The 25,762-nt window shown below is 58.1% G+C and carries 23 protein-coding genes and 2 tRNA genes; 9 read left to right on the top strand and 16 right to left on the bottom strand.

From position 1 onward, the window contains the following. Nucleotides 1–169: 169 nt before the first annotated feature. Nucleotides 170–1,210: an aldose epimerase family protein gene (locus ACR0IP_RS07160; protein WP_480524658.1), complete on the top strand. Its 1,041-nt coding sequence runs from the start codon at nt 170–172 to the stop codon at nt 1,208–1,210. Between the two features lie 2 nt (nt 1,211–1,212). Next, on the top strand, nt 1,213–2,496 hold the full coding sequence (locus ACR0IP_RS07155) for a cytochrome-c peroxidase (RefSeq protein ID WP_480524656.1): 1,284 nt from the start codon (nt 1,213–1,215) through the stop codon (nt 2,494–2,496). Here the strand turns inward: ACR0IP_RS07155 and ACR0IP_RS07150 are convergent. After that, nucleotides 2,490–4,001 carry a CRTAC1 family protein gene (locus tag ACR0IP_RS07150; RefSeq protein ID WP_480524654.1) on the bottom strand — a complete coding sequence of 504 codons (1,512 nt, stop codon included), beginning with the start codon at nt 3,999–4,001 and terminating at the stop codon, nt 2,490–2,492. The two genes, ACR0IP_RS07155 and ACR0IP_RS07150, sit on opposite strands and share 7 nt — an antisense overlap. Next, complete coding sequence (locus ACR0IP_RS07145) at nt 3,991–5,208, bottom strand: ROK family protein (RefSeq protein ID WP_480524652.1); 1,218 nt, start codon at nt 5,206–5,208, stop codon at nt 3,991–3,993. Before ACR0IP_RS07145 ends, ACR0IP_RS07150 begins: the two co-directional genes overlap by 11 nt. A gap of 153 nt (nt 5,209–5,361) precedes the next feature. Between ACR0IP_RS07145 and xylF the strand changes: the two genes are divergently transcribed. From xylF to xylA, 4 genes are all read left to right on the top strand, one after another. After that, nucleotides 5,362–6,381, top strand: a complete 1,020-nt coding sequence (xylF, locus tag ACR0IP_RS07140; RefSeq protein WP_170376202.1) for a D-xylose ABC transporter substrate-binding protein — start codon at nt 5,362–5,364, stop codon at nt 6,379–6,381. 66 nt (nt 6,382–6,447) lie between these two features. Further along, on the top strand, nt 6,448–7,746 hold the full coding sequence (locus ACR0IP_RS07135; RefSeq protein ID WP_170765774.1) for a sugar ABC transporter permease: 1,299 nt from the start codon (nt 6,448–6,450) through the stop codon (nt 7,744–7,746). After that, nucleotides 7,746–8,543 (top strand): ATP-binding cassette domain-containing protein, encoded by a 798-nt coding sequence (locus ACR0IP_RS07130; RefSeq protein ID WP_480524650.1) that lies wholly within the window; start codon nt 7,746–7,748, stop codon nt 8,541–8,543. Before ACR0IP_RS07135 ends, ACR0IP_RS07130 begins: the two co-directional genes overlap by 1 nt. 9 nt (nt 8,544–8,552) lie before the next feature. Beyond that, the gene (xylA, locus tag ACR0IP_RS07125) at nt 8,553–9,860 is read left to right on the top strand and encodes a xylose isomerase (protein ID WP_170689821.1); all 1,308 of its coding nucleotides are present in this window, start codon (nt 8,553–8,555) and stop codon (nt 9,858–9,860) included. Between the two features lie 86 nt (nt 9,861–9,946). On the opposite strand, the gene ACR0IP_RS07120 is transcribed toward xylA, so the two are convergent. The 4 genes from ACR0IP_RS07120 to ACR0IP_RS07105 all read right to left on the bottom strand — a co-directional run bounded on the left by ACR0IP_RS07120 (nt 9,947) and on the right by ACR0IP_RS07105 (nt 13,473). Beyond that, nucleotides 9,947–10,369: a VOC family protein gene (locus ACR0IP_RS07120; protein ID WP_170487806.1), complete on the bottom strand. Its 423-nt coding sequence runs from the start codon at nt 10,367–10,369 to the stop codon at nt 9,947–9,949. 112 nt (nt 10,370–10,481) lie between these two features. Beyond that, nucleotides 10,482–11,522, bottom strand: coding sequence for a TRAP transporter substrate-binding protein (locus tag ACR0IP_RS07115; RefSeq protein ID WP_480524647.1), 1,041 nt, complete (start codon nt 11,520–11,522; stop codon nt 10,482–10,484). 65 nt (nt 11,523–11,587) lie between these two features. Further along, nucleotides 11,588–12,916: a TRAP transporter large permease subunit gene (locus ACR0IP_RS07110; protein WP_170470302.1), complete on the bottom strand. Its 1,329-nt coding sequence runs from the start codon at nt 12,914–12,916 to the stop codon at nt 11,588–11,590. Further along, complete coding sequence (locus ACR0IP_RS07105; RefSeq protein WP_480524645.1) at nt 12,913–13,473, bottom strand: TRAP transporter small permease subunit; 561 nt, start codon at nt 13,471–13,473, stop codon at nt 12,913–12,915. The genes ACR0IP_RS07110 and ACR0IP_RS07105 overlap by 4 nt, the downstream gene beginning before the upstream one ends. Nucleotides 13,474–13,787: 314 nt before the next feature. Here ACR0IP_RS07105 and ACR0IP_RS07100 point away from each other — a divergent pair, with 314 nt between their 5' ends. Continuing rightward, nucleotides 13,788–15,191, top strand: coding sequence for an MATE family efflux transporter (locus tag ACR0IP_RS07100; protein ID WP_480524643.1), 1,404 nt, complete (start codon nt 13,788–13,790; stop codon nt 15,189–15,191). A gap of 270 nt (nt 15,192–15,461) precedes the next feature. Here the strand turns inward: ACR0IP_RS07100 and ACR0IP_RS07095 are convergent. The 6 genes from ACR0IP_RS07095 to ACR0IP_RS07070 all read right to left on the bottom strand — a co-directional run bounded on the left by ACR0IP_RS07095 (nt 15,462) and on the right by ACR0IP_RS07070 (nt 20,312). Continuing rightward, a tRNA-Glu gene (locus ACR0IP_RS07095) sits at nt 15,462–15,536 on the bottom strand. A gap of 26 nt (nt 15,537–15,562) precedes the next feature. Continuing rightward, nucleotides 15,563–15,637, bottom strand: a tRNA-Glu gene (locus ACR0IP_RS07090). Between the two features lie 108 nt (nt 15,638–15,745). Continuing rightward, complete coding sequence (gene recJ / locus ACR0IP_RS07085; RefSeq protein ID WP_480524641.1) at nt 15,746–17,488, bottom strand: single-stranded-DNA-specific exonuclease RecJ; 1,743 nt, start codon at nt 17,486–17,488, stop codon at nt 15,746–15,748. Between the two features lie 92 nt (nt 17,489–17,580). Beyond that, nucleotides 17,581–18,564 (bottom strand): class II fructose-bisphosphatase, encoded by a 984-nt coding sequence (gene glpX, locus ACR0IP_RS07080; RefSeq protein ID WP_170376218.1) that lies wholly within the window; start codon nt 18,562–18,564, stop codon nt 17,581–17,583. A 71-nt stretch (nt 18,565–18,635) separates the two neighbouring features. Then, a complete protein-coding gene (locus ACR0IP_RS07075; protein ID WP_480524639.1) occupies nt 18,636–19,922 on the bottom strand; it encodes a homoserine dehydrogenase in 1,287 nt (428 codons plus the stop codon). 126 nt (nt 19,923–20,048) lie between these two features. Next, the gene (locus tag ACR0IP_RS07070; RefSeq protein ID WP_480524637.1) at nt 20,049–20,312 is read right to left on the bottom strand and encodes a hypothetical protein; all 264 of its coding nucleotides are present in this window, start codon (nt 20,310–20,312) and stop codon (nt 20,049–20,051) included. 84 nt (nt 20,313–20,396) lie between these two features. Between ACR0IP_RS07070 and ACR0IP_RS07065 the strand changes: the two genes are divergently transcribed. Beyond that, nucleotides 20,397–20,984 (top strand): TetR/AcrR family transcriptional regulator, encoded by a 588-nt coding sequence (locus ACR0IP_RS07065; protein WP_170660497.1) that lies wholly within the window; start codon nt 20,397–20,399, stop codon nt 20,982–20,984. Between the two features lie 24 nt (nt 20,985–21,008). Here ACR0IP_RS07065 and ACR0IP_RS07060 read toward each other — a convergent pair whose 3' ends face one another. Beyond that, on the bottom strand, nt 21,009–21,920 hold the full coding sequence (locus ACR0IP_RS07060) for a pirin family protein (protein WP_170376225.1): 912 nt from the start codon (nt 21,918–21,920) through the stop codon (nt 21,009–21,011). Nucleotides 21,921–22,078: 158 nt separating this feature from the next. Here ACR0IP_RS07060 and ACR0IP_RS07055 point away from each other — a divergent pair, with 158 nt between their 5' ends. Beyond that, the gene (locus tag ACR0IP_RS07055) at nt 22,079–22,546 is read left to right on the top strand and encodes a hypothetical protein (protein ID WP_480524635.1); all 468 of its coding nucleotides are present in this window, start codon (nt 22,079–22,081) and stop codon (nt 22,544–22,546) included. Here ACR0IP_RS07055 and ACR0IP_RS07050 read toward each other — a convergent pair. Genes ACR0IP_RS07050 through ACR0IP_RS07040 form a run of 3 tightly spaced genes read right to left on the bottom strand, consistent with a single transcriptional unit; the run spans nt 22,535 to nt 25,570 of the window. Further along, nucleotides 22,535–23,227 carry a hypothetical protein gene (locus tag ACR0IP_RS07050; RefSeq protein ID WP_170718248.1) on the bottom strand — a complete coding sequence of 231 codons (693 nt, stop codon included), beginning with the start codon at nt 23,225–23,227 and terminating at the stop codon, nt 22,535–22,537. The genes ACR0IP_RS07055 and ACR0IP_RS07050 overlap by 12 nt on opposite strands. Further along, the gene (locus ACR0IP_RS07045; RefSeq protein WP_480524633.1) at nt 23,217–23,786 is read right to left on the bottom strand and encodes a TadE/TadG family type IV pilus assembly protein; all 570 of its coding nucleotides are present in this window, start codon (nt 23,784–23,786) and stop codon (nt 23,217–23,219) included. Before ACR0IP_RS07045 ends, ACR0IP_RS07050 begins: the two co-directional genes overlap by 11 nt. After that, on the bottom strand, nt 23,783–25,570 hold the full coding sequence (locus ACR0IP_RS07040; protein ID WP_480524631.1) for a Tad domain-containing protein: 1,788 nt from the start codon (nt 25,568–25,570) through the stop codon (nt 23,783–23,785). The genes ACR0IP_RS07045 and ACR0IP_RS07040 overlap by 4 nt, the downstream gene beginning before the upstream one ends. Nucleotides 25,571–25,762: the final 192 nt, after the last annotated feature.

The following is a 25,762-nucleotide window of genomic DNA, read 5'->3' as shown; positions in this document are numbered from 1 at the left end:
ATCGCGCTGTTTGGGGTGCCCTGCCTCAAGGAAAGTAAGTGCCATTTAGTGCGGATAAAAAAGCAATTTTCATCTGGTCTAGGCGTTCAACAATATCTATGATAGCGCTAACTTTGAGGCGCGAGCAGCCGCCATTCAGACGTAAACGCTAAGGCATCCGCCGCCTTGGGTGGAGTTGGGACCTGTTCGGCGGTCATATGAGCGCAGTAACTTGGGTCGGTCTTCAAGTTTGCCTTTGGATAGGACCGGAGTTGTCGCGACACTGCGCGACCCGCTGGGGAAAAGGGGAGGCGATTTGCAGATTGAACAGGTGCGGTTGCAAGACAAAGACATGTCCGTCAGCCTCCTTAACTATGGCGCGATCACCCAAGGGTGGTGGATTGGTGATACGTCGTTGATCCTCGGCTATGACGAACCTGAGGCCTATCTGGAAGATCCGTTCTATCACGGGGCGATTGTTGGGCGGGTGGCAAACCGGATCAAGGGCGCGAGCTTTGACCTCGCGGGTGCGCGATACCGGCTGGGTCCGAACGAGGGTGCCAACACACTGCATGGTGGGGACGAGGGCCTGTCTCGCCAAATCTGGACACTGCAGCAGCTTTCGGATCGTGAGGCGGTGATGAGTTACCTTTCACCCGATGGCGAAGGCGGCTTTCCGGGCGAGGTCAGGTTCGTGCTGCACGTCTCGCTCAATTTTCCCAATCTGACCTATACCATTACGGCCCAGCCGGACCGGCCAACGCCGATCAGCATTGCGCAGCATAACTACTATACGCTGGGCAGTCTTGTGGGGGTTGAGGATTTTACCCTGCAGGTGAATGCAGCGCATGTGCTGGAGACCGATGCGCAGGGTGTGCCGACCGGCAACATGCAAGACGTACAACACACGCCGCTGGATTTCACGCAACCGGGCGGCCCGGACAAAAAGGTCGATCATTTCTACGTGTTCGACAGTAATCGCGATGCGCAGCAGCCAATCGTTACGATTGACGCCGCAAATGGGCTTGGAGTGCGTGTATTCTCTAATCAGATCGGGGCGCAGGTCTATACTGCTGGTTCACTGGGGGCACCGTTTCACGCAGGCGCTGGTCTGTGTATTGAGCCATCAGGCTATCCCAACGCGCCCAATATCGACGCGTTCCCCAGCATGGTTTTCTCACCTGAGCGGCCCTATCATCAGACACTTACACTCAAACTCACAGGGACTTAGGCATGAGGGTATTTTCGGCGATTGGAATGATGGGATTGGCCTCGGCCGCACAAGCGCTAGAGCTTGGCCCACCTCCCGAATTCGCGGAACCCGATCTCGCCGTTGTCGAGCTGGGGCAGTTGCTGTTTTACGATCCGATCCTGTCGGGAAATCGCAACATCAGCTGCGGGTCGTGTCACCATCCGCGTCTGGGCACGTCCGACGGGTTGTCGCTGGGCGTGGGTGAGGGCGGCATCGGGCTGGGAGTGACACGTGCGTTGGATCCCGAAAACCGCCCGGAACAGCGCATTCCCCGCAACTCTCCGGCCTTGTGGAACCTCGGCGCGGACGAGTTCACGGTCTTTTTCCATGACGGACGGCTTGAGGCCGACCCGAGCCGTCCCAACGGCATCCGCACTCCGCTGGGCACGCATATGCGGCCAGGGTTCAAATCCGCCCTCGCGGCGCAGGCCATGTTCCCGGTGCTGTCGCCGGACGAGATGGCCGGGCATTACTCCGAGAATGAAATCAGCAAAGCAGTGCGTCTGGGTCTGCTGGCGCAAGAGGGCGGGGCCTGGGACCTGATCGCCGCGCGTGTCGCGGCCATTCCCGAATATCAGGAGCGGTTCGAAGACGTTCTGCCGGGGGAGGAGATCACCTTCACGACGATTGCCAACGTCATAGCTGATTTCATTGCCTTCGAATGGCGGGCCGACAACAGCCTTTTTGATCAGGCGATGCGCGGAGAAGCCGAGCTGCCGCCCGAGGCGCAGGCAGGGTTGGATCTGTTTTATGGCGAGGCTGGGTGTAGTTCCTGCCATTCCGGATGGCTCCAGACGGATCACGCGTTCCATGCTATCGCGATGCCTCAGATCGGGCCGGGCAAAGCTGCGCGGTTCGAAAATCACTCGCGCGACGATGGTCGCATGCGGGTGACTGGTGAGGCCGACGATGCCTTTGCCTTCCGTACACCGTCACTGCGCAATGTGACCCTGACCGCCCCGTATGGTCACAGCGGTGCCTATGCCGAGTTGGAGGATGTGGTGCGCCACCACCTTGATCCGGTGGGGTCGTTGCAGCGGTATTCGCTGGAACAGGCACGTCTGCCCGCGTTTCAGGGTGCAAATGATCAGCGTGCCTTGGACGAAACAACCGAAGCAATCGCCGCCGCCAACAGCCTTGAACCGGTTGCGTTGAGCGATGATGAGGTCGACGCGATCCTCAGTTTTCTGAACACCCTTGAAGACCCAGCCCTGAGGCTTGGTGTTCCCGAAACCGTTCCCAGTGGGCTGCCTGTGGATCAGTGATGGAGGCGGATGATCTGGTTGGCGTCATACGCATGCCAGTCGCTTGTGGAACCATCCGGCCAGATCATCCGAAGTTCGACTGCCTCAGCCGGTCCCAATCCGAAATGATGCAGGCCTGACGTCCCCCCCGCATGGCCTCCGCCAATGGTGATTTCGCGGGTCTGCAAGCCCGACGGCGTTCGCATCTCGATAAACCCGCCCACCGCAGCACGGTTGGAGGTGTTCTGAGAGACATCGACTAGAACCCAGTTTCCAGCGGTAGTTGTGTTCTGGTGAACCTCCAACGGCGCCCCCCGGTTGACGACCACCAGATCCAGTTGGCCATCATTGTTCAGATCAACCAAAGCGCCGCCGCGCGACTTGGCCATCGAGGCCACGCGCGCCTCGGCGCCGGCTTCGACAAACGAGCCATCAGGCTGTTGCAGCATCAGGTTATTCGGGTCGTTTAAAGCCGCGACAGGCATCTGTTCGACATTGCCTTTTGTCACGAAAATATCGTCCAGCCCGTCGTTGTTGGCGTCTCCGAATTGCGCATGCCATCCGGTCGAAGGTCTCCCGTCGCCGCCGACATGCGGTCTGTGCGCGGTGGTGCCTTTCTCATAGGTCGCATCGCGCCAGGTCGGGCTGTCGTTTGAGGGGTCAAACACTTGAAACTTCTGGTCGCCCATCGACGTTAGGTAGACATCGGAAAACCCGTCCCCCGTCAGATCGCGCGAGGCGATCCCCATTCCCCAGATCGAGTAGGGCAGCCATCCGTCGTCTTCGGTGTACAGCCGCGGTGCAGCCTCCATCGCCCAGAGCTGCTCCTGCCCGCCGCGCACGTAGTAGTGGCGATCATTGCTGACCCGCAGGTCCGCCCGACCCGTGCGTGCCCAGTCGGAGAATAAAATCGACAAAGAGCAGTAGCCGGGCTCCAGCGGCGTTGGTGCGCCGTATCCTGATCCTTCGGGACGATAGAGGAGCGTCGGACCGCAGGTCTCGAACGGCCCCTCAGGATCAAAACGGTCGACATAGGTTCCGAAGGCCAGCGTTGGCAGCGTCTCGCCGTCCTCCCACGTGGCCGAGAAACCAGTGGTCCAATGATCATCTGATTGGAAGTTCAAATCGGCAAAAGGGGCAAATTGGCAGTCAGGCTGGCCTTGTAGCAAAAGGTCTTCACCAACCCTCAGAACCGCCAGATCCTGAAAGCCGTCGCCGTCGACATCCAAAGGATAAGCCCCGGTCACACCGGTCAGGGACAGGGCCTCTGGCGTGTCGACGCGGAAAGACAGGTCGCCGTCCGAGGTGTTGCGGAACAGTTGAGACGGGTTTGACCCACCAGCGGTGAAGAAATCGGGGAGGCTGTCGCCATTGCAGTCGAACACCGCAACTCCTCCGCCCACGAAGTGTTCCCAACCGCCGTCATAGACATGTTCGGCAACCACGATCTGCTGAAAGCTTGGTACGGGCTGATCGGCCGCAACAACAGTGGTGCTTGCCAGTAGGAGGACGCATTCACGATGCATGGGCCGGCATCTCGCGAATCTTCAAGGTTGAGACCTGCTCGATGGCATAGGCAATGGCGCCTTTGGCCCACATGGTGTCATCCCACTGGTTGACCTTGATGTCGGGCAAGGGGGCATCGACGTGAACGACCCCCTTACGTATCCGCTCCATCACGCTGTCGGAATAGAGATGCTGAAAGCTGACCTGACTGCCCGAGATGATGATACATTCGGGATCGAATAGATTAATCAGGTTCGAAACGCCCATGCCGAATATCTGACCGGCCCGATCTAGCACGGACAAGGCGTGTTGATCACCGGACTGCGCGTTGTCAAGCAGATCGGCAATGGTGATCTGGTCGCGATCCTGACCAGCAATAGAGGCCTCTCGGATCAGGGCATATTCCCCGACATAGGCTTCAAGACACCCGCGCTGTCCACATTGGCAGAGCGCCCCATCCAGTTGCACCTTGGTATGTCCAAATTCAGCCCCGCATCCGCGCTCACCCCGGTAGAGCTTGCCGCCCAGCACGATCCCTAGGCCGACTCCGTGTTCTATCGTAATGACAAGGAAGTTCCGCAAACCTTTGCCGAGCCCGAACAATTGTTCCGCCTTTGCAACGAGATTGGCGTCGTTTTCAATGAATACTGGGCAATCAACCTCTTGCTGCAGAAGCGGGCCAAGTGGCACGTTCCGTTCCGAGATCGAGGAGGACCAATGGACAAAGTTATGCTCGGCATCAATCAGGCCCGCGATCCCGATCGAGACCCCTGCGATATCCGACATTGAAACGGACGTAGCCGCGCAGGCGCTTTCCAGCGCTTTTCGGATGGTTCGGGCAAAGTCGAGCGGGGTCATGCAGGCTTCGACCAGAGGGTATTTGATCGACGCAATCTCGAGCCCTTCGAAATCTGCGATCAGAACCGAGACATAGTGGCGTGTGACTTTGAATCCCGCGATCAGCAATGATCCACCGTTCAATTTAAGCAAAACACGGGGCCGCCCGCGCCGCGCAGATCCGGATTGAGGGTCGCCTTCAACCTCGTGGATCAGCCCTGCAGACAACAGGTCTGCCGTTGCGGTGGTGACGGTGGCGGGGCTGGTCTGCAAAGCACCGGCAATATCAATGCGCGAGATCGCCCCCTTGCGGCGGATATGCTCCAGCACGCGCAGCCGCGTTACGTTCCGCTGCTCGGTAGAGATAGAAGAGGCTTTGTTTTTCAGCATCTTGCCCTCGCGAATCTCATCTTGGCATTCACCTTAGTCAGATTCCCATGTTAGCGATAGCATAAATATTTTGCCGACTGAAATAAATGTGCTACTCAGGTAGGTGAAGTCCTCGAATCACTTCGAAGGGACTCGAACAACCGGGAGGAAAGCATGAAGAAATTCCTAAGCATTTCAGTCGCAGCGGCCCTTATGGGCACTGCTGCCTTTGCTGAAACCGTCGTCGGCGTCAGCTGGTCGAACTTTCAGGAAGAGCGTTGGAAGACTGACGAAGCCGCGATCAAATCCGCGCTTGAGGCAGGTGGGGCCGAGTATATCTCTGCCGACGCGCAGTCGTCTTCTGCCAAACAGCTGTCGGACATTGAAAGCCTGATCGCGCAGGGCGTGGACGCTCTGATCATCCTCGCGCAGGACTCACAGGCGATTGGCCCGGCTGTTCAGGCCGCCGCAGACGAGGGTATCCCGGTTATCGCATATGACCGCCTGATCGAAGATGACCGCGCATTCTACCTGACCTTCGACAATGTCGAAGTTGGCCGCATGCAGGCCCGCGCGGTGTTCGAAGAGATGCCCAAGGGCAACTACGTCATGATCAAAGGCTCTCCGACTGATCCGAACGCAGATTTCCTGCGTGGCGGTCAGCAAGAGATCATTCAGGCCGCTGTCGACAGTGGTGATGTTGTGATCGTCGGCGAAGCCTATACCGATGGCTGGCTGCCCGCGAACGCACAGCGCAACATGGAGCAGATCCTGACGGCAAACGAAAACAACGTGGACGCCGTGGTTGCCTCGAATGACGGTACTGCCGGTGGTGTTGTTGCTGCGCTGACGGCGCAGGGCATGGAAGGTATCCCTGTCTCGGGTCAGGACGGTGACCATGCCGCGCTGAACCGCGTCGCACTGGGCACTCAAACCGTATCCGTCTGGAAAGACGCGCGTGAACTGGGCAAAGCCGCAGGCGAGATCGCAGTCGCGCTGAGCGGTGGCACTGCTGCAGGAGATGTTGAAGGCGCGGTCAGCTGGACGTCGCCCGGTGGCACCGAGATGACTTCGGTCTTCCTGGCACCGGTTCCGATCACAAAAGACAACCTCTCGGTTGTTGTGGACGCAGGCTGGATTCCGCTGGAAGACCTGTGCCAGGGCGTGGAAAACGGCCCAGCCCCCTGTAACTAAACTACCATAATTCCCGGCCTGCGCAGGCGGGCCGGGATCCCAATCGCTGAACATGAAAGATCGGATATGACCGAAACTTCGTCTCAGCCGGTACCCCAGAAAAGCAAGCAAAACTTGTTCCAGCAGCTTGAGCTGGATATGCGGCTATTGGGTATGATCGGCGCGTTTATCATCCTTTGCATCGGGTTCAATATAGTCACGGAAGGGCGTTTCCTGACCCCCCGCAACTTGTTCAACCTGTCCATTCAGACCGTGTCGGTTGCGATCATGGCTTGTGGCATGGTGTTCATCATCGTGATGCGCCACATCGACCTTTCTGTCGGCGCTTTGCTGGCGACGACGTCCGCTGTGATGGCTATGACCCAGACCGAGCTTCTGCCGAACATGCTGGGCATGGGCTTGAACAACCCGGCCACATGGGCGATCACTCTGGTCGTTGGGCTTGCGGTTGGAACCCTTATCGGGGCCTTTCAAGGCTGGATGATCGGGTACCTGACAATTCCCGCCTTCATCGTGACCCTCGGTGGGTTTCTGGTTTGGCGTAACGTCGCCTGGTATATGACCGATGGCCAGACCATTGGCCCGCTGGACAGCACATTCCTGATGTTTGGCGGTACCAACGGAACGCTTGGCACCACGGCCAGTCTTCTGTTCGGCCTTGCCGCCACAGCCGCCGCGATCTGGGCGCTGTGGAGTGCGCGCCGGTCCAAGGCCGCACATGGTTTCCCGGTCAAGCCCGTCTGGGCGGAAACAACGCTGGCCGGGATCATCGGCATCGCGATCATGGGCTATGTCTTCATCGTCAACAGCTACGCCATCCCGACCCGTCGGCTCGAGCGTATGTTCGAAGCGCGTGGTGAGATCATGCCCGAGGGTCTGGTCGTCGGCTACGGCATCCCGATCTCGGTTCTGATCCTGATCCTGGTGGCAGTCACACTGACCGTCGTGGCCCGCAAGACCCGGTTCGGTCGCTACATCTTTGCAACTGGCGGCAACCCCGACGCGGCTGAGCTTTCTGGCATCAACACCCGTATGATGACCGTTAAGATCTTTGCCTTGATGGGTTTCTTGTGTGCGCTGTCCGCTGTTGTGGCTTCCGCCCGTCTGGCCAACCACTCGAACGACATTGGTACGCTGGATGAGCTTCGTGTAATTGCTGCAGCCGTCATTGGCGGGACCGCCCTGTCCGGTGGTCTGGGGACGATCTATGGTGCGATCCTGGGGGCCCTGATCATGCAGGCGCTGCAATCGGGGATGGCGATGGTCGGTGTGGATGCACCGTTCCAGAACATCGTCGTCGGTGCTGTGCTCGTCCTGGCTGTCTACATCGACATCGTCTATCGCAAACGTTTGGGAGCGAAATGATGCAAGCTGAAGAAACGCAGAACACAAATTCGGGTCGCGGCTCTGGCAAGCCGCCTCTGGTCGAAATGAACGACATCTCGATTTCCTTCGGGGGCATCAAGGCGGTGGATCACGTGTCGGTCGACCTCTACCCCGGCGAAGTTGTGGGCCTGCTGGGCCATAACGGGGCAGGGAAGTCCACGCTGATCAAGGTCCTGTCCGGCGCCTACCAGATGGACAGCGGCGAGATCCGGATCGACGGTGAAAAGGTCGAGATCAACAACCCTCGGGACGCGCGGGCCAACAATATCGAGACGATCTATCAGACGCTCGCTTTGGCCGATAACCTCGACGCCAGCTCGAACCTGTTTCTGGGGCGCGAGATGGTGACACCGATGGGGTTGGTCGACGATGCCGCGATGGAGGCCGAGTGCCGCAAGATCATGGGCCAGCTGAACCCGAATTTCCAGAAGTTCAATGACCCGGTCTCGGCCCTGTCTGGCGGTCAGCGTCAGTCGGTTGCGATTGCCCGGGCGGTGTATTTCAACGCGCGCATCCTGATCATGGATGAACCCACAGCCGCATTGGGACCGCATGAGACCCAGATGGTTGCGGAACTGATCCAGAAGCTCAAGGCGCAGGGGATTGGGATTTTCCTGATCGACCATGATGTGCATGCTGTGATGGAACTGTGTGATCGGGCTTCGGTCATGAAGAACGGTCAATTGGTCGGAACCGTCGACATCCCCGATGTCACCGATGATGACCTGCTGTCGATGATCATTCTGGGCAAAAAGCCCGGCGAAAAGACTGAGTGAGGGAAGACAATGGCGAGTGGTTTTTTTCAAGAGATCGAAAAGATCCGGTACGAGGGCGAAGACAGCAAGAACCCGCTCGCCTTCCGTCACTACGATCCGGATGAAGTCATCATGGGCAAACGCATGGAGGATCACCTGCGTTTCGCCGTCGCGTGGTGGCACTCGTTTGCCTGGGAAGGCGGCGATCCATTTGGCGGCCCGACGCTTGAGCGTCCCTGGCATCCGCAGGATGATATGGGCCGGGCCAAGATGAAAGCCGACATCGCGTTCGAGATGTTCGACATTCTCGGGCAGCCCTATTTCTGCTGGCACGATGCGGACATCCGACCTGAACAGGGCAACTACGCTGATAACCTGAGAACTCTGGAAGAGATCACTGACTATATCGGTGAGAAGATGCAGGTCTCGGGAACCAAGCTGCTTTGGGGAACGGCCAATATGTTCAGCCATCGCCGCTGGATGGGCGGTGCCAGCACGAACCCTGATCCGGACGTGTTTGCCTTTGCTGCCGCCACGGTGAAATCCTGCATCGACGCGACCCACAAGCTGGGGGGCGAGAACTACGTCCTATGGGGCGGGCGTGAAGGCTATGAGACGTTGCTCAACACCGATATGGGGGCTGAGCTTGATCACATGGGCCGGTTCCTGAACATGGTGGTCGAGTACAAGCACAAGATCGGCTTTAAGGGCGCCATTCTGGTTGAACCCAAACCGCAGGAGCCGTCCAAGCATCAGTATGACTTCGACGCTGCCACTTGCATTGGCTTCCTTCGCAAGTACGGCCTTGAGGACGAAGTCAAGCTGAACCTCGAACAGGGGCACGCCATTCTGGCCGGTCACAGCTTTGAGCATGAGATCGCAACTGCGACGGCCGAAGGCATGCTGGGTTCCATAGATATGAACCGCAACGACTATCAGTCGGGTTGGGATACGGACCAATTCCCTAACAATACGCCCGAGGTCGCATTGGCCTACTATCATATCCTCAAGGCCGGAGGCTTCACCACGGGCGGCACCAATTTCGACGCGAAGATCCGGCGTCAGTCGATCGACGCCGAGGATCTGATCGCCGCACATGTGGGTGGTATGGATATCTGCGCGCGCGGATTGAAAGCGGCCGCCGCCATGATCGAAGATGGCGGGTTAGAAGCCGCGCTGGTGGACAGATACGCGGGATGGTCGTCGGACACTGCACAATCCATGCTGTCCTCTGGTCTGGATGAAATCACGGCCCGCGTCTTGGCCGAGGATATTAACCCGCAGCCTCGCTCCGGTCGTCAGGAAATTCTCGAGAACTACGTCAACAGATTCGTCTGAACCGCCACGCTTGGTCGGACTTCCCGCCCAACTACTCTTTCAAAGGCCCGCTGCACGACCTGAGTGCGCGGGCCTTTTTGTGATTATTAGCTCGGGTCGACCTGTTGATGAACCTCGATCACGTTGCCCTCGGGGTCTTGAAAGAAGACCTGATGCCATTCTTTCGCGAAGGTGGTGCCGTAGTCAGAATAGGGGATGCCGCGCTCGTCCAGCAGCTTCAGGAACGCTGGCAGATCGTCGGTACGAAAGGCGATATGGCCGCGTTCCACCGGGTTGATCACTTGCCCGTTCTTGAAGGCGACGTCAAAGGCGCGTTCAGCCAGATGCATCTGCATATGGCCCTCGGTCGCAAAGCGGATCTTGCCGTCATAACCGCTGTCCTCATCGGCCTCGGTCCTCGGGAAATTGTCCTGCGGGATGTCATCCAGCCCCAGCACGTTGGTGTAGAAATCGTGCATGCGATCAACATCATCGGCGACGAAGTTGATGTGATGGAATTCCAGTTTCATACTCTGCCCTTGCCCTGAACATTCGGTGTCTCAGGACCTCTAGCATGTCGGTTCGTTTCTGTGGATGACAAATTGGAAAGGCGACCCCTTTCCGCGGGGTCGCCCGTTTTCTTTATTCGAAGTTGTAGGGCACGCCAGCCTGATTGATGACGCTGTTGTATTCTTGGAAGATGCCGATGATCTTCTGGTGGACTTCGCCTTCCTGAGCAATCTCGTCCCAGAATTCCTTGGCCGCGTTCTCGACTTCGGCCCATTCGCCGGGTGGAACCGAGCGCAACTCCAGCTTGTCACCATTGGCCCGCAACGCGGCTTCGCCACCCCAGTACCACTGGTTCCGATAAGTGTGCCCGGCTTCGATCCCGGCCATCACGACAGATTTCAGGTGATCCGGCAACTCGTTCCAACGCTCTTGGTTGGCGAACCACGATCCGATCCACGCGCCCGAGATGTTGTTGGTCAGGAAGTAGTCGGTCACATCAGCCCAGCCGACCGTGTAATCCTCGGTAATGCCAGACCATGCCATGCCATCCAACTCACCCGTCTGAACGGCCACTTCGGCGTCTTCATAGGGGATGTTCACCGGAACCACGCCGAACTTGGCAAGGAAGCGACCAGCCGTTGGGAAGGTATAGAGCTTCAACCCATCCAGGTCGGCGACCGAGGTGATTTCCTTTTTGGTGTTAAAGTTGCATGGGTCCTGACCTGCGGCGGACAGCCATTGCACACCGACCTTGGCGTATTCGTCCCGCCAGATATCGGCTAGACCGTACTGGTTGAACAGGACAGGAACGTCGAGGATGTGCTTGGTTGCGAAAGGGAAGTACCCTCCGAACACGCGCAGCGGCGTGGGCGAGGCCATCGAGTCATCGTCCGAATGCACGCCGTCGATGGTGCCGCGCTGAAGCGCCTGGAACAGCTCTCCGGTGGGGACGATCTGGTCGGCATAGAACAGCTCGATCTCAAGCTCGCCATTGGCATTGGCGTTGATGTAATCGATGGCCGGTTTGGTCACATGCTCACCCAACGCCCCCCCTGCGTAGGTCTGAAAGCGCCATTTGATCGGGGCCTGCGCTTTGACGATTGAGGGCGCTGCCAGTGTCGCAGGCGCGGCCAAAGCAGCAGTGCGCAAAAATCTGCGTCTTGTTGTTGTCATAGTCTTCCTCTCCTGTGCTTTTTGTTGAAATCGAACCAGTTTTTCCGGCTTCTTCTCTTGTATGCTCAGTTTCCGTAGACGATGCCCGGAAGCCACAATGCAATGTCGGGGAAGGCCATCACCAATCCCAGTGCCACAGCCATCACGCAGACAAACGGGATGATTGAGCGGTAAATGTCTTTGATCGTTACCTCAGGCGGGGCCATGGCCCGCATCAGGAACAGGTTATACCCGAAAGGCGGTGTCATATAGGCGATCTGGCAGGTGATCGTGTAGAGCACGCCATACCAGATCAGGTCAAACCCAAGCGCGCCGACCAGCGGCACATAGAGGGGGGCGACGATGACCAGCATGGCCGTGTCATCAAGGAACGTTCCCATGAGCAGAAAGCTCAGTTGCATCAGGATCAGGATGATCCACGGGTTCAGGCCGAGTTGAACGGTAAACAGGTTCTCAATTGCTTTGACCGCGCCCAGACCGTCGAAGACGGCCCCAAAGGCGAGTGCGGCGAGGATGATCCACATGAACATGCAGGTAATGCCCAGCGTCTGCTTGATCGACGTTTCAAAGACCTGCCAAGTCATGCGCCGCTTCAGAACGGCTGCCAGAAAGGCGGCGATGGCACCAAGGGCGGAGCTTTCCACCAGGGAGGTCCAGCCGTTGACAAAGGGCACCATCATCACCGCGAAGATGCCTAGCGGCAGCAGGCCAGCGCCAAGCAGACGCATCTTTTCGCCCCATGTAACCTCTGCGCGTTCCTCCGCGCTCATCACGGGGCCAAGTGCCGGATTTATGCGGCAGCGGATGGCGATGTAGATGATGAACATCGTGGCCATCATCAGTCCGGGGATCACGCCGGCCAGCCAGAGTTGCCCGACGGGCTGACGTGCGATCATGGCATAGAGAACGAGCACAACCGACGGCGGGACCAGAATGCCCAGTGACGATCCGGCCTGTATCACGCCGGTGACCATCAGCTTGTCGTAGTTGCGGCGTAGCAGCTCGGGCAGGGCGATGGTGGCTCCGATCGCCATACCAGCCACAGACAGTCCGTTCATGGCTGAGATCAGAACCATCAGGCCGATTGTGCCAATGGCCAGCCCTCCGGACAGGCCGCCCATCCAGACGTGGAACATCCGATAGAGGTCATCGGCAATCCGTGACTCCGACAGGATGTAACCCATGAAGATGAACATCGGCAGGGTCAGAAGGGGATACCAGCGCATCACCTTGATCGCCGCCGCAAAGCCGAGATCGTATCCTCCGCGGTCCCCCCATAGGAAGAATGCTGCAACCACAGCAACAAAGCCAATAGCGCCAAAGACCCGCTGACCAGTCAGCAGCATCAGCATCATGGTCGAGAACATGAGCGCGGCAATCAGTTCGTAGCTCACCCGCGATGCCCTCCTTCAAGGTCTTCCGGGGCCATGTGGACGGGCTCATCATCCTTTTTGCCCATGTCAAAGCCTTTGAGGCGCAGGATGTCCTTGCAGAGTTCCGAGATCGCCTGAAGCAGCATCAGAAAGATGCCGATAACCATGATGGTCTTGATCGGCCAGATATAGGGCCGCCAGGCCGAGGAGGAGCGCTCTCCACCATATTGGAAGGAATACATCAGGCTGTCCCAGCCGCCCCAAAGCAGAAAGCCGAGGTAGGTAATCAGAAACAACACGGTTAGCGCGTCGATCTGGCTTTTCTTGCGGTTCGTCCATTCACCATAGAGCAGGTCCATCCGGACGTTCGCGCCCATCTGCATCGCGTAGGGCCCGCCCAGCATGTAATAGGCCACCATCGCGAACTGCGCCATTTCCAGCGTCCAGAGGGACGGCACGAAGAATGTCTTGGAAACCGAGGAATACAGCAGGATCGCCATCATCACGAAGATGCCATACATGATCACGCGACCCAGCATCCGGTTGGCGCGGTCGATGAACCGCACATAAGTCATCATGGGTCCTGTCACGAGAGGTAGACTTTCAGGCGTTTGGGGTCATCAGACCGAACGCAACCATGCCGAGAGCGATGCTGACAGCAGCGCGTGATCCGGGCAATGCATTGGTTTGATTCAGTGTTTTTGCTCACGCTGGTATCAGAACGAGATGGTTGGATTCTGTCAAGCACGGCTTCGGCTCAGGGCTTGCAAAACCCGACTCAGTGGTGACCGCCCGGAAATGGCCTGCCTTTTGGGCGAAACGAAACAGTTGACGCAGCGCCGCCATCTGAGAAGGTGACAGAACTAAAACGCCGTCGCAGAGCAGGTAGGACATGGCCAATCAATCCCAAGGCGAAGCCGTTTTCCTGACTGGCAGTCTGATGCGACATGTTACGCGCATGTCTCTGACCACAAGCATCGGTCTGATGGCGATCTTTGCAGTCGATTTTGTCGATATGGTGTTCATCTCGATGCTCGGCAATGACGCGTTGGCTGCCGCCGTGGGATATGCCGGAACGCTGCTGTTCTTCACCAATGCGATAAATATCGGTCTGTCGATCTCGGCCGGAGCGTTAACGGCACGGGCCTTGGGAGCAGGGCGATCGGAGGAGGCGCGAAAATATGCCTCCAGCGTTGCAACGCTGGGTCTGTGCGTCGGGCTGATAACCCCGGTTCTGGTGCTTTGGAACCTCAGCGCGTTGTTGTCGTTATTGGGGGCCGAAGGCGAGGTGTTGAGGCTCGCCACACGCTATGTGTCGATCATTTTGCCGACCATGTGGGTGATGGCGATTGCAATGGTTGCAATGGCGGTTCTGCGGGCGCATGGGGATGCGCGGCGATCCATGATGGCCACGATCTATGGCGGCGTGGTGAATGCGGTTCTCGACCCGATCCTGATCTTCGGGGTTGGTTTGGGGCTAGACGGTGCAGCGATTGCATCGGTGCTGGCGCGGATTTGCATGCTCGCCGCTGCGCTTTGGCCCGCCCTGCGCGTCCACCGAGGCTTTTCCCGCCCATCGCTGCGGCAAGTCGCATCCGATCTTAAACCAGTCCGGGCCATCGCGATCCCGGCTGTGCTGACCAATGTGGCAACGCCGATCGGCAATGCCATCGTCGTGCGTGAAATCGCCGAGTACGGAACGGATGCGGTGGCCGGAATGGCTGTGATCGGGCGGCTATTGCCCGTGGCGTTCTCGGTCATCTTTGCGCTGTCTGGGGCAATCGGTCCCATCATCGGGCAAAACTTGGGGGCCGAGCAGTTCACCCGCGTGCGCGAAGCCTTTCTGGCCGGCATCAAATTTACTGCGATCTACGTTCTTGGGATGGCGGCGGTCCTTTTCCTGTTGCGCGCACCAATCGCGGATTTGTTCGCGGCCGAGGGCGAAACCCGCGTGCTGATCTACCTGTTCTGCGGGCCTCTGGCGCTGGCGTCTTTCTTCAACGGTGTCATCTTTGTCGCCAATGCCAGCTTCAACAACCTTGGCCACCCGGTCTATTCCACATGGATCAACTGGGGTCGCCATACTGTGGGCACTTGGGTCTTCGCCTCAATTGGATCGGCACTGGCCGGGGCGTCCGGAGTTCTTTTGGGGCAGGCTTTCGGGGGCATCATCTTCGCCGCGATCAGTTGGATTCTGGTCGGTCGCGTTGTTTCTGGTCTGGAGCGCTCGCAGGCGATCGACCCGTTTGCGGGTCAGAACCGCTTGCATTCTCTGTTCGGCCGTCGCGGCTGGTAGCACGAGGCGTTTGTGGGTGAACCATGGCGCCGCGCTTGCCGTCGGTGCAACGATCTGTTTGAGATCGAAACGCTCGAGGGGCATGACACGCTGGCGTAGGTTTGGGGCTCTGGAACGAAAGGTTGCCTTAGTGTTCCGCACGAAAAAACCTGTGGCAACCACAACTGAAAAAGCGCCGATAGAAATCAAAGAGAGAAGCATCAAAGAGAAAGCAGCTTAAGACTGAAGCCAGACTTCTGATTTTCTTTTAAAAATTGAATACTGGTGAAGTGGCAGCCCGTAGGGGAATCGAACCCCTCTTTCCAGGTTGAAAACCTGGCGTCCTAACCGATAGACGAACGGGCCACTGAGTCTTGGCTCACAAGCAAAAATGGCAGCCCGTAGGGGAATCGAACCCCTCTTTCCAGGTTGAAAACCTGGCGTCCTAACCGATAGACGAACGGGCCACGCTAGCTTGTGGAGGGCCTTTTACGGTTTCACCCCGACCCCCGCAAGCCGAAAAATGCAGGGATGCGAAAGTTTTTTGACCTGTCCCGCCGTTGCCTTGAAACCGGTCATTTTGCCTCGGCCGCGTCCTCAAGACGAAGCTGTACGTTTTGGCGACCACCCCATGTGTTAACCTCAAGCCGACCGGCGAAATGAAAGCGCGCGCCGCCGTGATTTGAGAGCTTTTCACCCATCGGCCCGTCAAAGGCTCCGAATGCGATCGCGTCCAGCCCGCCGCCAAGGCCATCCGCAAGCGAGAGTTTCAAATGCGACTCGCCCACCCGTTTGGCAAAACGCACCTGCAGGTCGGGCAGGGCGTAGCGCGGAGCAGGGGCGCTGGCCCCAAAAGGCCCGGCTTTCTCAATTTGTTCAATCAGATCCACTGTCGCGGCGCCGGGCATCAACGCCCCGTCGAGCTTCATGTCCGCCGGACCACCTTGCCCTGCGCCTTGTTTTTCCAGAAGTTCTGACAGGCGCTTCATGGCCGGTTCCAACTGATCGCGCATCACGGTTAGCCCGGCCGCCATCTTGTGACCGCCGCCTTTGACCAACAACCCCTCAGCCGCCAGCCGCTGGATCGAGGCCCCCAGATCAACGCCCGACACCGACCGCCCTGATCCCTTGCCTTCATCGCCGTCAAAGCCGATCACAATGGCTGGTCGGTTGGCGTTTTCCTTCAGGCGCGAGGCGACGATACCGACGACGCCCGGATGCCAGCCCTCGCCAGCGGCCCAGACAAGCGGCGCGTCCAAACCGCGTTCCTCAGCTTGCTCAAGCGCCGCAGCGCGTACAGCATTTTCGATATCGCGCCGTTCAGAGTTCAGCGCATCTAACCGCTCAGACAAGGCCTGCGCTTCGTGCAAAGAGTCGGTGCTGAGCAGCCGCGCTCCAAGGTCGGCCTGTCCAATGCGTCCCCCAGCGTTCACCCGCGGCCCCAGAAGAAACCCCAAGTGATAGCTATTGGGCGCCGCATCCATCCGAGCGACATCCGACAGGGCCACAAGGCCGGGGCGCTGACGGCCTGCCATGACCTTCAAACCTTGTCGGACCAAAGCGCGGTTCGCCTCGATCAACGGGGCAACATCGGCGACAGTCGCCAGCGCGACCAGATCTAGCAGAGGCATCAAATCCGGTCCCTTGGCCCCAGCCTCCCGCATTTGCCGCCCAACCTCGACCAGCATCAGAAAGACAACGCCTGCCGCACAGAGATAGCCCAGATCGCCGCTTTCATCCTGCCGGTTCGGGTTCACCACGGCCGCGCAATCCGGCAGGATTTCACCGCCGAGATGATGATCCAGCACGATCACATCAGCCCCTTTTACTGCAGCGATCGGATCATGGCTCAGCGTGCCGCAATCCACGCAGATGATCAGGTCGTGCGCTGCTGCCAGCGATTGCATCGCGGGAACGTTCGGCCCATAGCCTTCGTCAATACGGTCCGGCACATAGAGCGTCGCCTGCAGACCCATCTGTCGCAGCCAGACCAGCAGCAACGCCGCCGAACTGCCTCCATCCACATCATAATCCGCAAAGACTGCGATCCGCTGCTTTTCGCGCACCGCTTTCAGAAACCGGGTCGCAGCGGCTTCCATATCTTTCATGCTGCGCGGGTCGGGCAAAAGCTCTTTCAGCTTTGGCTCCAGAAAACCAGCAGCCTCCATCGGAGGGACGCCCCGCCGCGCCAGCACTTGGCAAACGGCACGCGGCAAACCGGCCTGCTGCACCAGCATTTCAGTCGCGCGCTCAACTTCGGGCGAGGGCCCCACCCAGCGCCGACCTGTCAAAGATTGCTCAACCCCAAGAAAACTCATCGCGCCTCTCATGTGCCAAGGCCGGACCCATTTGGACCCGGCCTCTTCATCTTTTCACAGATACTCTCGCCGAAGGTATCGGCGCAAGCCGCTTAGGCTTCGTCGTGCGACCACATCGGCGTGCGGTAGGACATGCGGCGAACCGACCCGGTTTTCGAGCGCATCAGAAGGGTGGTGGTTTCAACCCAGCCCGGCTCACGCTTGATGCGCGGCAGCAGAGAGCCACCTGTTACGCCAGTTGCGGCAAAGATCACATCCGCCGTCACCATCTCGTCACGTGCATAGACACGGTCAAGATCGGTGATGCCTGCCTTGGCGGCGCGACCACGTTCGTCATCGTTGCGGAACAGCAAGCGGCCAAAAATCTGACCACCCATGCATTTCAGAGCAGCGGCAGCCAGGACGCCTTCGGGCGCGCCACCCTGGCCCATATACATGTCGATGCCGGTGGTTTCGCTTTCGGCGCAATGCATAACACCTGCCACATCGCCGTCAGTGATCAGACGGATCGAGGCACCGGTTTCGCGCACCTCGGCGATCATCGCCTCATGGCGTGGACGCTCCAGGATGCAAACGGTAATATCGGCTGGTTCGCACCCCTTGGCCTTGGCCAATGCCTCAACACGTTCGCGCGGACTCATGTCGAGCGAGACAACGCCTTCAGGGTAGCCGGGGCCAACGGCCAGCTTGTCCATATACACGTCCGGCGCATGCAGCATCGAGCCGCGCGGGCCCATGGCAATCACGGTCAGTGCGTTTGGCATGTCCTTTGCGGTCAGCGTAGTGCCTTCCAGCGGGTCCAGCGCGATATCCACGCCGGGGCCTTCGCCGGTACCGACCTCTTCACCGATATAGAGCATCGGCGCTTCGTCACGCTCGCCTTCGCCGATGACCACGACACCCGCGATATCCAGCAGGTTCAACTGCTCGCGCATCGCGTTCACGGCGGCCTGGTCGGCAGCTTTCTCGTCACCACGCCCCACCAGCGAGGCCGAGGCAAGCGCGGCCTGTTCCGCGACCCGTGCTAGGCCCAAAGACAGCAGGCGGTCGTTAAAATCGATTTTGGCAGGGTTCATGCGTTGTATTCCTTTGGCAGGCAATGGCGTTTCGTCTGGCATAGCCTGCGGATGGCGCAGGCTGCAAGGGTTCAGACCTGTTCGATGCGCAGCGCGACAGGCTCGCCCGCGACAACATCGGTCGTCCGGAACCCGTCCAGCGCCACATCCAGAGTGGCCCGCGTGGTTTTGTGCGTGACAATCAAAACGGGGGCTGTGCTGTCGCTGTGGCCGTACTGCCGCATCCGGTCAATCGACACGCCCGCATCTCCCAGAATGGCCGCAACCTTGGCCAGCGCTCCGGGTTTGTCCAGCAAGCCCAGACGCAGGTAATACGGCGCAGGCAGGCCTGTGATGGCTGGGGTGGCGTCTTGAAGGCTGGACGCAGGGCGCCCGAAGGTCGAGATTTTCAGACCCCGTGCCAGATCGCAAACATCGCCCATCACTGCGCTTGCGGTTGGTCCTTCGCCCGCTCCGGGGCCGCGCAGTACCACTTGTTCAACTGCGTCGCCTTCGATGACCACCATATTGGTGCCGCCTTCGAGTTGACCAAGCGGCGAGTCGCTGGGCACGAGGCAGGGCTGCATACGCTGTTCCAGACCGCGTGCGGTGCGTTGGGCCAGACCCAGCAGCTTGATCCGGTAGCCCATGTCATGTGCCTGATGGATATCGTCGAGGCTGATGTGCTGGATGCCTTCAATCTCGATCCCGTCGAAATTCGGCTTCGTGCCAAACGCGATCGAGGACAGCAGGGCCAGTTTATGCGCCGCGTCAATACCACCGACATCCAGGTTCGGATCCGCTTCGAGGTAACCCAGTTCAGCGCATTCATCGAATAGCGCGTTATAGCCTTTTTCCTGCGATTGCATGCGGGTCAGGATGTAGTTGCATGTGCCGTTCATCACGCCCATCACGCGGGTGATCTCGTTTCCAGCCAGACCTTCGGTGAGGGATTTGATCACCGGGATGCCTCCGGCAACGGCGGCCTCGAACCGGATCACGCGGCTTGCGGCTTCGGCCTTCTCGGCCAGTTCCTGACCATGGATGGCCAGCAGGGCTTTGTTGGCCGTAACAACATCCTTTCCGCTGGCCAGCGCCGCCTCGACAGAGGCTTTGGCTGGGCCGTTTTCACCGCCCATCAACTCGACAAACACGTCCACGTCATCGCGTTTTGCCAAGGCTACGGGATCGGTTTCCCACGCATAGTCCGACAGGTTCACGCCCCGATCCTTGCTTGAATCACGGGCTGAGACGGCGACGATTTCAATCGGGCGTCCGGTGCGTGCCTGCAACAGATCGGCATGACGCCGGACAATCCGGACAACACCCACGCCAACAGTTCCCAAGCCCGCAATTCCAAGCCGCAGCGCCTGTGTCATCCCGTGGGTTCCTTTCGCTCGTACCAGTCTGATTTCGGGCCTTTTGCCCATTCAGCGCTGCCTTAGCCGGTTCAGGGCACGGGCGCAATCCGTCACGCGTTGGCCGGGGCTGGGAAAAGCCGATCTTTAGTTGATCTGCGCGTTTTGCAGCGCTTCGGCTTTCTTCGCCAAAGCCTCGCTCCGGGCAGTCAGGTCCTGCTCAACGGCTGAGGCTTCGCTGACCGGATCGGCAGGCGCGCCCAGAACGTTAGGTAGAGGCAAAAGCTTGGGGTAAGGCGCCGTCTTGACCGCGCGGGATTCGCTGCCTTCCAACTCGGGGAAGTTTGTGCATCCGGCAAGGGTCAGGATCAGAACCAGAATGTGCAGGCGCTTCATAACGGGTGCTTTCACAAAGGACTGGTCTTGTGATGCCTCTTTTACCCGATCTGTTCAAGCGGGGTTCTATCTGAACGTGCGTTCAGATAGTGTCGGTCCATGGCTCGTACACAGGGATCACATTCGGACATAACCGGCCCGCGCATCCGCAAGGCAGCGTTGGGTCTTTTTGCCCGCCATGGCTACGCCGCAGTTTCGATGCGCCAGATCGCCAAGGAGGTCGGCGTTCAGGCCGGGGCGCTGTATAACTACACGCCCGACAAGCAAAGCCTGTTGTTCCGCCTGATGCGCGACCACATGCAGGAGCTGCAGCAAGCCTATGATGCGCTTGGTGAAACCGGCGACGCGCAAGAGGCTCTGCGCCGCTTTGTCGGGTTCCACATCCGGTTTCATCTGGAACGCCCCGACGAGGTTTTCATCGCCTATATGGAGTTGCGCAACCTGACTCCGGACAACTTCGCAGAGATCGAGGATCTGCGCCGCGCCTACGAGGACTCTCTGGAGCGGATATTGAGTGAGGGCCAAAAAGCCGGTCACTTCGCGATCTCGGACACCAAGATCGCCACGCTGGCGGTGATTGCGATGCTGAATGGTGTGATGACCTGGTATCGCTCGGGTGGGCGATTGTCGTTGGACGAGGTTGAGCAGATTTATTGGGACATGGTTCGCCGCGCAGTGACGGCCTGACCCATATTCGGGTCAGGCTTAGCCTTAGTGGGCAGGGCGAATGAAGGTTCCATTGCGCAGCTCACGAAACGCCTGTTCCAGTTCGGCACGCGTGTTCATGACGATGGGTCCGTGCCATGCCACAGGCTCATCAATCGGAGCACCCGAGATCAGCAGAAATCGAACGCCTTCAGGCCCGGCCTGAACCGTGATCTCATCCCCGGTGCCGAACCGTACCAGAGTGCGGTCTCCGGACATGTCGCGGATATTGACCTCTTGCCCGGCGACTTCCTTTTCCAACAAAACTCCGGTCGGCTGGGACGCATCGGCAAAGGCCGCCTGACCTTGGAACACATAGGCAAAAGCGCGGCGGTAGGTATCGATCTTGAAGGTCTTTTTGACACCAGCCGGTATTTGCACGTCCAGATACTGGGGATCTGCAGCAATACCGTCCACCGGGCCGGTTTTTCCCCAGAACTCACCCACGATAACACGCACTGTTGTGCCGTCATCGTCGATGACCTCGGGAATCTCTTTTGCCTGAACGTCCTGATAGCGCGGAGCGGTCATTTTCTGATCCGAGGGCAGGTTGCCCCAGAGCTGAAACCCGTGCATCTGGCCCGAAGCATTGCCGTGCGGCATTTCCTGATGCAGAATGCCCGACCCCGCCGTCATCCATTGCACATCACCCGCGCCAAGCGTCCCGCTGTTGCCCAGCGAATCCGAATGCTCGACCGTACCGGACAGCACATAGGTGATCGTCTCGATCCCGCGATGAGGATGCCAGGGAAAGCCGGCCTGATAGTCCTGCGGGCTCTCATTGCGAAAGTCGTCGAACAACAGAAACGGGTCCAATTCGGACGGGTCTTGAAACCCGAAGGCGCGATGCAGCTTGACGCCCGCACCTTCCATCGTCGGTACGGCCTTGCGTGTTTCCAATGTGGGTCTGAGGGACATGGCAACCTCCTTCATTTGTTTGCAGGATGTATGCCCAGCCGAGGACTGGTCAATTTGCGCAGAGGCACCATGAATGTGCGCAAATGTAGGGCAGGGGAGGGCCTGTTTATTTCTGCGCAAAGCGGATACACGAGACAGCAGACAGACAGGAGGCAGTCATGCAGGACGAAGTGCTGGCAATGATCGAGGCATCATCCCCTAGACGGGTGGCCGGTGTTGCCATGCTGGGCAGCGTAGGTGTTTTGGTGATTTACGTGGCGCTGGCTTCTCCGCCCGAACTCGTCTGGCAGGTGTTTTTGTTGGCGGTTGGCGCGTCGTCCTTGTGGTTGGCCTATCGCGTTTGGATGGCCACTCAGGACAGGATCGAGCTGACTGCATCAGAGCTGCGCACCGGATCGGGGCAGGTGATTGCGCGGGTCGATGAGATTGAAGCTGTGGACCGAGGTGTTTTCGCGTTCAAACCGTCCAATGGGTTTCTGGTGCGAACGCGCGAAAAGGCCAGCAATGTCTGGGCCCCCGGTCTGTGGTGGCGGCTGGGCCGCCGGGTTGGCGTCGGCGGCATGACAGCGTCCGCCGAGGCCAAGTTCATGTCAGAGATACTCTCGGCTATGGTGTTACAGCGTTGACGGCTCCACAGTGGTGTTATCTTCGGGAGTACTGTCGTCATGTCCGCTATCACCCCCGCCGTCACCCACGTTGTTGGCGTCCTTGCACGAGTCCGGCCCTTCGATGAAGGTGTATCCGCGGGGTTGTGTGAAGATGAACTTGTCAATGAAGAAGTCGTTGCTGCCGAACCCGAGTTTGAACGGACGCACGTAGTGGTGCCTTGTCTCGACCAAAATCATCGTGGCATTGTCTGCCATGATCGGAATGCGATCCGAAACCTGATTAACTGTTTCGTTCGACCACCGCACTAGCCCTTCACCGCGCGTACAGGACCACTCTACGAAGTGACGATCATCACTGTCCGTGCCTTCGTCGCCAGTGTCCCAACGCACGAAAGAAATCCGCAGCGCCAACCCGTTGCCTTCCTCAATCATGTACTTCTGAAGATCGTACATTGATGTGATGTACTGATCTGTCACCGTGTTTTTTTCTCGGGACAGGATATCGGCAACGGCGTAGGCCGCTTTCAGGTTGCTGGCGCCCTGACGATATCCGTCGAAATAGGTATACGTTGTCCAGACGGACCAGAAGAGTAGGGGAAACACCATAATGGCTTCAATGCTGACGACGCCGTCTTCTTTCTGAAAAAAACGCGCAGTAGCATTGCCAAGGTGCCGTTTGATAAATGACTTAAGGTTCATGGACAAACACCGTTGTTGCATGAAGTTCATACTGTCCGTCGGGATCTTGTCGAGCTAGCTGGCCAAGAGTAGTGCCGAAGAACAAAGGAGAGATTTCGACACACGCCCGAATGATCATCAGTTCGTTTGCCGTTCCGGGTGAAAAGATCTGGTCGTCTTTGCCGCGAATTTCTTCAGGGGTATCCACGCAAAACGGACGATCAAAATCGCCAGTAAGGACCGTACTACTGTCGAATTGATTGACCCTCGTCATCTCAACGGCAAGGCTATTCATGCAGTCCGGAATGCCACCTGCTTCATCGCAGATGATCTGTTTGATCAGATCATGCGTCCAAGCAGTTTCGCCTTCATAGAGATCAATCCGGTTCATCCGCACATCTTGGATCGTTGAATCCAAGGCGCGCTCCAGGTTGGCATGGTTCCACGCCACGATCCCCATCTCGACCCCGGAATAGGTGGTCATTATGAAAATCGGAAACCACATCACAAATTCGATTGTGGCCATTCCCTTTTCTTCGCGGCGAAACCTTCGCAGCACTTTTTTCAGATGTCGGATCATTGGGTCAGCCTCAGATTCTGGATGCTCGCCGCGATATCGTCGAAGACTTCGCCAATCTCGGATCCTGTCGGTGCGAAATATGCGTTTTCATCCGATTTGCAGTACCATAGGAGGTTTCGACCGTTGGTGGTGGCCTCGTAAGCGACCGAGAAGATCAAGATGTTTCTTGCGCCCGATTTCGCATAGTCGCACATCGCTTCGACCTGATCGTCTTTTGTGGAACGGTTTTCGGTCTCAGTTGCCGCATAGTACCAGTTGTATGCATAGGTCGAACCCACGGAATCATACAGCAACTTATAGATTTCATATCGCGAGGTGCGCTCCCACAAGGCAGGCCATGTTAGAGAAAAGGCGGTCCCATTTTCATCGATCTGGCGAACCTCGTCCCTGTCGAGGTTGTCGCAATAGCCGCTGCTGTAGTAGGTTCCTCTGCAAAGGTAGACATCGAAATCGCTGTTGCCAAATGCGTGGTCCTGATACTCGTCGCGCACCCAGTATTTACCGCGACTGCTGTCCCAATATGCCCTGTCTACGCCCAGCCACGCATATCTGAAGCTGTCTTCGTTCTCGTCATAGTGGTTCACATTGACGGAATAGATGTCTTCGTCTCCGTTCCACCAGATGCCTGATTGGCCATCGTTGTATGGCGGTTTCACCCAAGTGCGAGAAGTGTTTTCACCGTCGGTCATCAGAACGATGACTTTCATCGTGTCACTGCCGACGCTATCGGCAGGACGGCCCGCGAAATCGGCTGGTACCTGGCCGTTTGCGATCATGTTGGTGACTACGGGGCGGAAGTTTTCGTCTAGCACCGTCAGTGCCCATTTCATACCGACGTTGATCGACGTGTTGTCGCGCGCGTAAAACGAGTCGATGTAATTGTGTAGGTTCGTCTCGTTGTTCTGGTGAACAACAAGTTGACGGCTGGCTTCAGAACGGCACCGTTCGTCAATGCGCGGTGAGCTGAACCCGCCGGACGGACGCTGATCGCCGCCATAGCGTGAATAGTATAGCGATTGGTTGTAGGTTTTCGTCAGATCGAACGCGCCTGCCGCCAGATCCGAGGTTTCAAAATCGATGCAGTTCGCAAATCTATTGGAGCCGGCAGTCGTAAGCTGGTTCATGACGGCAGAAGGGACACCCACCTGCGTTGCATAGGGAATAATCGAGATCGAGAGCTTGTCGGAACTTGTGTTCTCATACATTTTGGTGACAAAGCTCTTGGCTGCACCTTGCAGATTGGTCAGGCGCGACCCTCTCATGGAACCTGAAACATCCAGAACCATCGCGATTTCGACGTTGCCGATGGACTCTTCGGCGACGCTGACAACGTTCACGTTGATCGAGTCGACGTCCCACCATTTCATGAAATGCATGCGGACCGGCATCGTGGCACTTGCCTCAACGCGGCGCTGTCCGACGATTAACTTGTTTCCGTCATCATCGCAGGATCTTGGGGAGACTACGACTTCTCCATCTAGGAATGTGTCTAGGTTTTCTTTGACCAGATAGTCCTGCACGACGTCTTTTGGGCAAAGATTCTGCTGGAGGTCAGCGGCGGCCAGAACTGCGCGGTCCAGCGAATACTGAAGGCGCGCGCGTTCGTGGTCATAGCGCATCATGTCGACGGCAAATCCACCCACCGTGAAGATGATAAGGATCAAGCTCAGCGTCAGGATGGTCATGGTCCCGCGCTCGGAGCGCAGGAACGACGCAGCACCTTTGTCGGAGCGGTTGAATTGCTCAGTTCGTCTGGGTTCAGAATTCCTAAACACTTTTCTCATATCTAATCCCTGCAGGTAATCCGGCGCACGGAAGGCGGGTCATATCAACTTAAAGAATGTAGTCGGCGAACGTGGCGAGATTTGGGCGACTTTGCCACTATGCTGCTGGGATTGAACGGCAAACCGCTGCATTTGACGGGATGACGGTCGCTTTGTTTCTGTTGTGTCGACAATGATCGCCACAAAAATTTC

The sequence above is a fragment of the Ruegeria sp. AL11 genome (assembly GCF_056540865.1).
The sequence above is the reverse complement of the archived record's forward strand: the minus strand, read 5'-3'. Positions and strand labels throughout refer to the sequence as shown.

What these genes read in the sequence shown, in the direction of transcription:
- ACR0IP_RS07155 (WP_480524656.1), top strand. Translation starts at nt 1,213, where the DNA reads ATGAGGGTATTTTCGGCGATTGGAATGATGGGATTGGCCTCGGCCGCA.
- ACR0IP_RS07150 (WP_480524654.1), bottom strand. Translation starts at nt 4,001, where the DNA reads ATGCATCGTGAATGCGTCCTCCTACTGGCAAGCACCACTGTTGTTGCG.
- ACR0IP_RS07145 (WP_480524652.1), bottom strand. Translation starts at nt 5,208, where the DNA reads ATGCTGAAAAACAAAGCCTCTTCTATCTCTACCGAGCAGCGGAACGTA.
- xylF (WP_170376202.1), top strand. Translation starts at nt 5,362, where the DNA reads ATGAAGAAATTCCTAAGCATTTCAGTCGCAGCGGCCCTTATGGGCACT.
- ACR0IP_RS07135 (WP_170765774.1), top strand. Translation starts at nt 6,448, where the DNA reads ATGACCGAAACTTCGTCTCAGCCGGTACCCCAGAAAAGCAAGCAAAAC.
- ACR0IP_RS07130 (WP_480524650.1), top strand. Translation starts at nt 7,746, where the DNA reads ATGCAAGCTGAAGAAACGCAGAACACAAATTCGGGTCGCGGCTCTGGC.
- xylA (WP_170689821.1), top strand. Translation starts at nt 8,553, where the DNA reads ATGGCGAGTGGTTTTTTTCAAGAGATCGAAAAGATCCGGTACGAGGGC.
- ACR0IP_RS07120 (WP_170487806.1), bottom strand. Translation starts at nt 10,369, where the DNA reads ATGAAACTGGAATTCCATCACATCAACTTCGTCGCCGATGATGTTGAT.
- ACR0IP_RS07115 (WP_480524647.1), bottom strand. Translation starts at nt 11,522, where the DNA reads ATGACAACAACAAGACGCAGATTTTTGCGCACTGCTGCTTTGGCCGCG.
- ACR0IP_RS07105 (WP_480524645.1), bottom strand. Translation starts at nt 13,473, where the DNA reads ATGATGACTTATGTGCGGTTCATCGACCGCGCCAACCGGATGCTGGGT.
- ACR0IP_RS07100 (WP_480524643.1), top strand. Translation starts at nt 13,788, where the DNA reads ATGGCCAATCAATCCCAAGGCGAAGCCGTTTTCCTGACTGGCAGTCTG.
- recJ (WP_480524641.1), bottom strand. Translation starts at nt 17,488, where the DNA reads ATGAGTTTTCTTGGGGTTGAGCAATCTTTGACAGGTCGGCGCTGGGTG.
- glpX (WP_170376218.1), bottom strand. Translation starts at nt 18,564, where the DNA reads ATGAACCCTGCCAAAATCGATTTTAACGACCGCCTGCTGTCTTTGGGC.
- ACR0IP_RS07075 (WP_480524639.1), bottom strand. Translation starts at nt 19,922, where the DNA reads ATGACACAGGCGCTGCGGCTTGGAATTGCGGGCTTGGGAACTGTTGGC.
- ACR0IP_RS07065 (WP_170660497.1), top strand. Translation starts at nt 20,397, where the DNA reads ATGGCTCGTACACAGGGATCACATTCGGACATAACCGGCCCGCGCATC.
- ACR0IP_RS07060 (WP_170376225.1), bottom strand. Translation starts at nt 21,920, where the DNA reads ATGTCCCTCAGACCCACATTGGAAACACGCAAGGCCGTACCGACGATG.
- ACR0IP_RS07055 (WP_480524635.1), top strand. Translation starts at nt 22,079, where the DNA reads ATGCAGGACGAAGTGCTGGCAATGATCGAGGCATCATCCCCTAGACGG.
- ACR0IP_RS07050 (WP_170718248.1), bottom strand. Translation starts at nt 23,227, where the DNA reads ATGAACCTTAAGTCATTTATCAAACGGCACCTTGGCAATGCTACTGCG.
- ACR0IP_RS07045 (WP_480524633.1), bottom strand. Translation starts at nt 23,786, where the DNA reads ATGATCCGACATCTGAAAAAAGTGCTGCGAAGGTTTCGCCGCGAAGAA.
- ACR0IP_RS07040 (WP_480524631.1), bottom strand. Translation starts at nt 25,570, where the DNA reads ATGAGAAAAGTGTTTAGGAATTCTGAACCCAGACGAACTGAGCAATTC.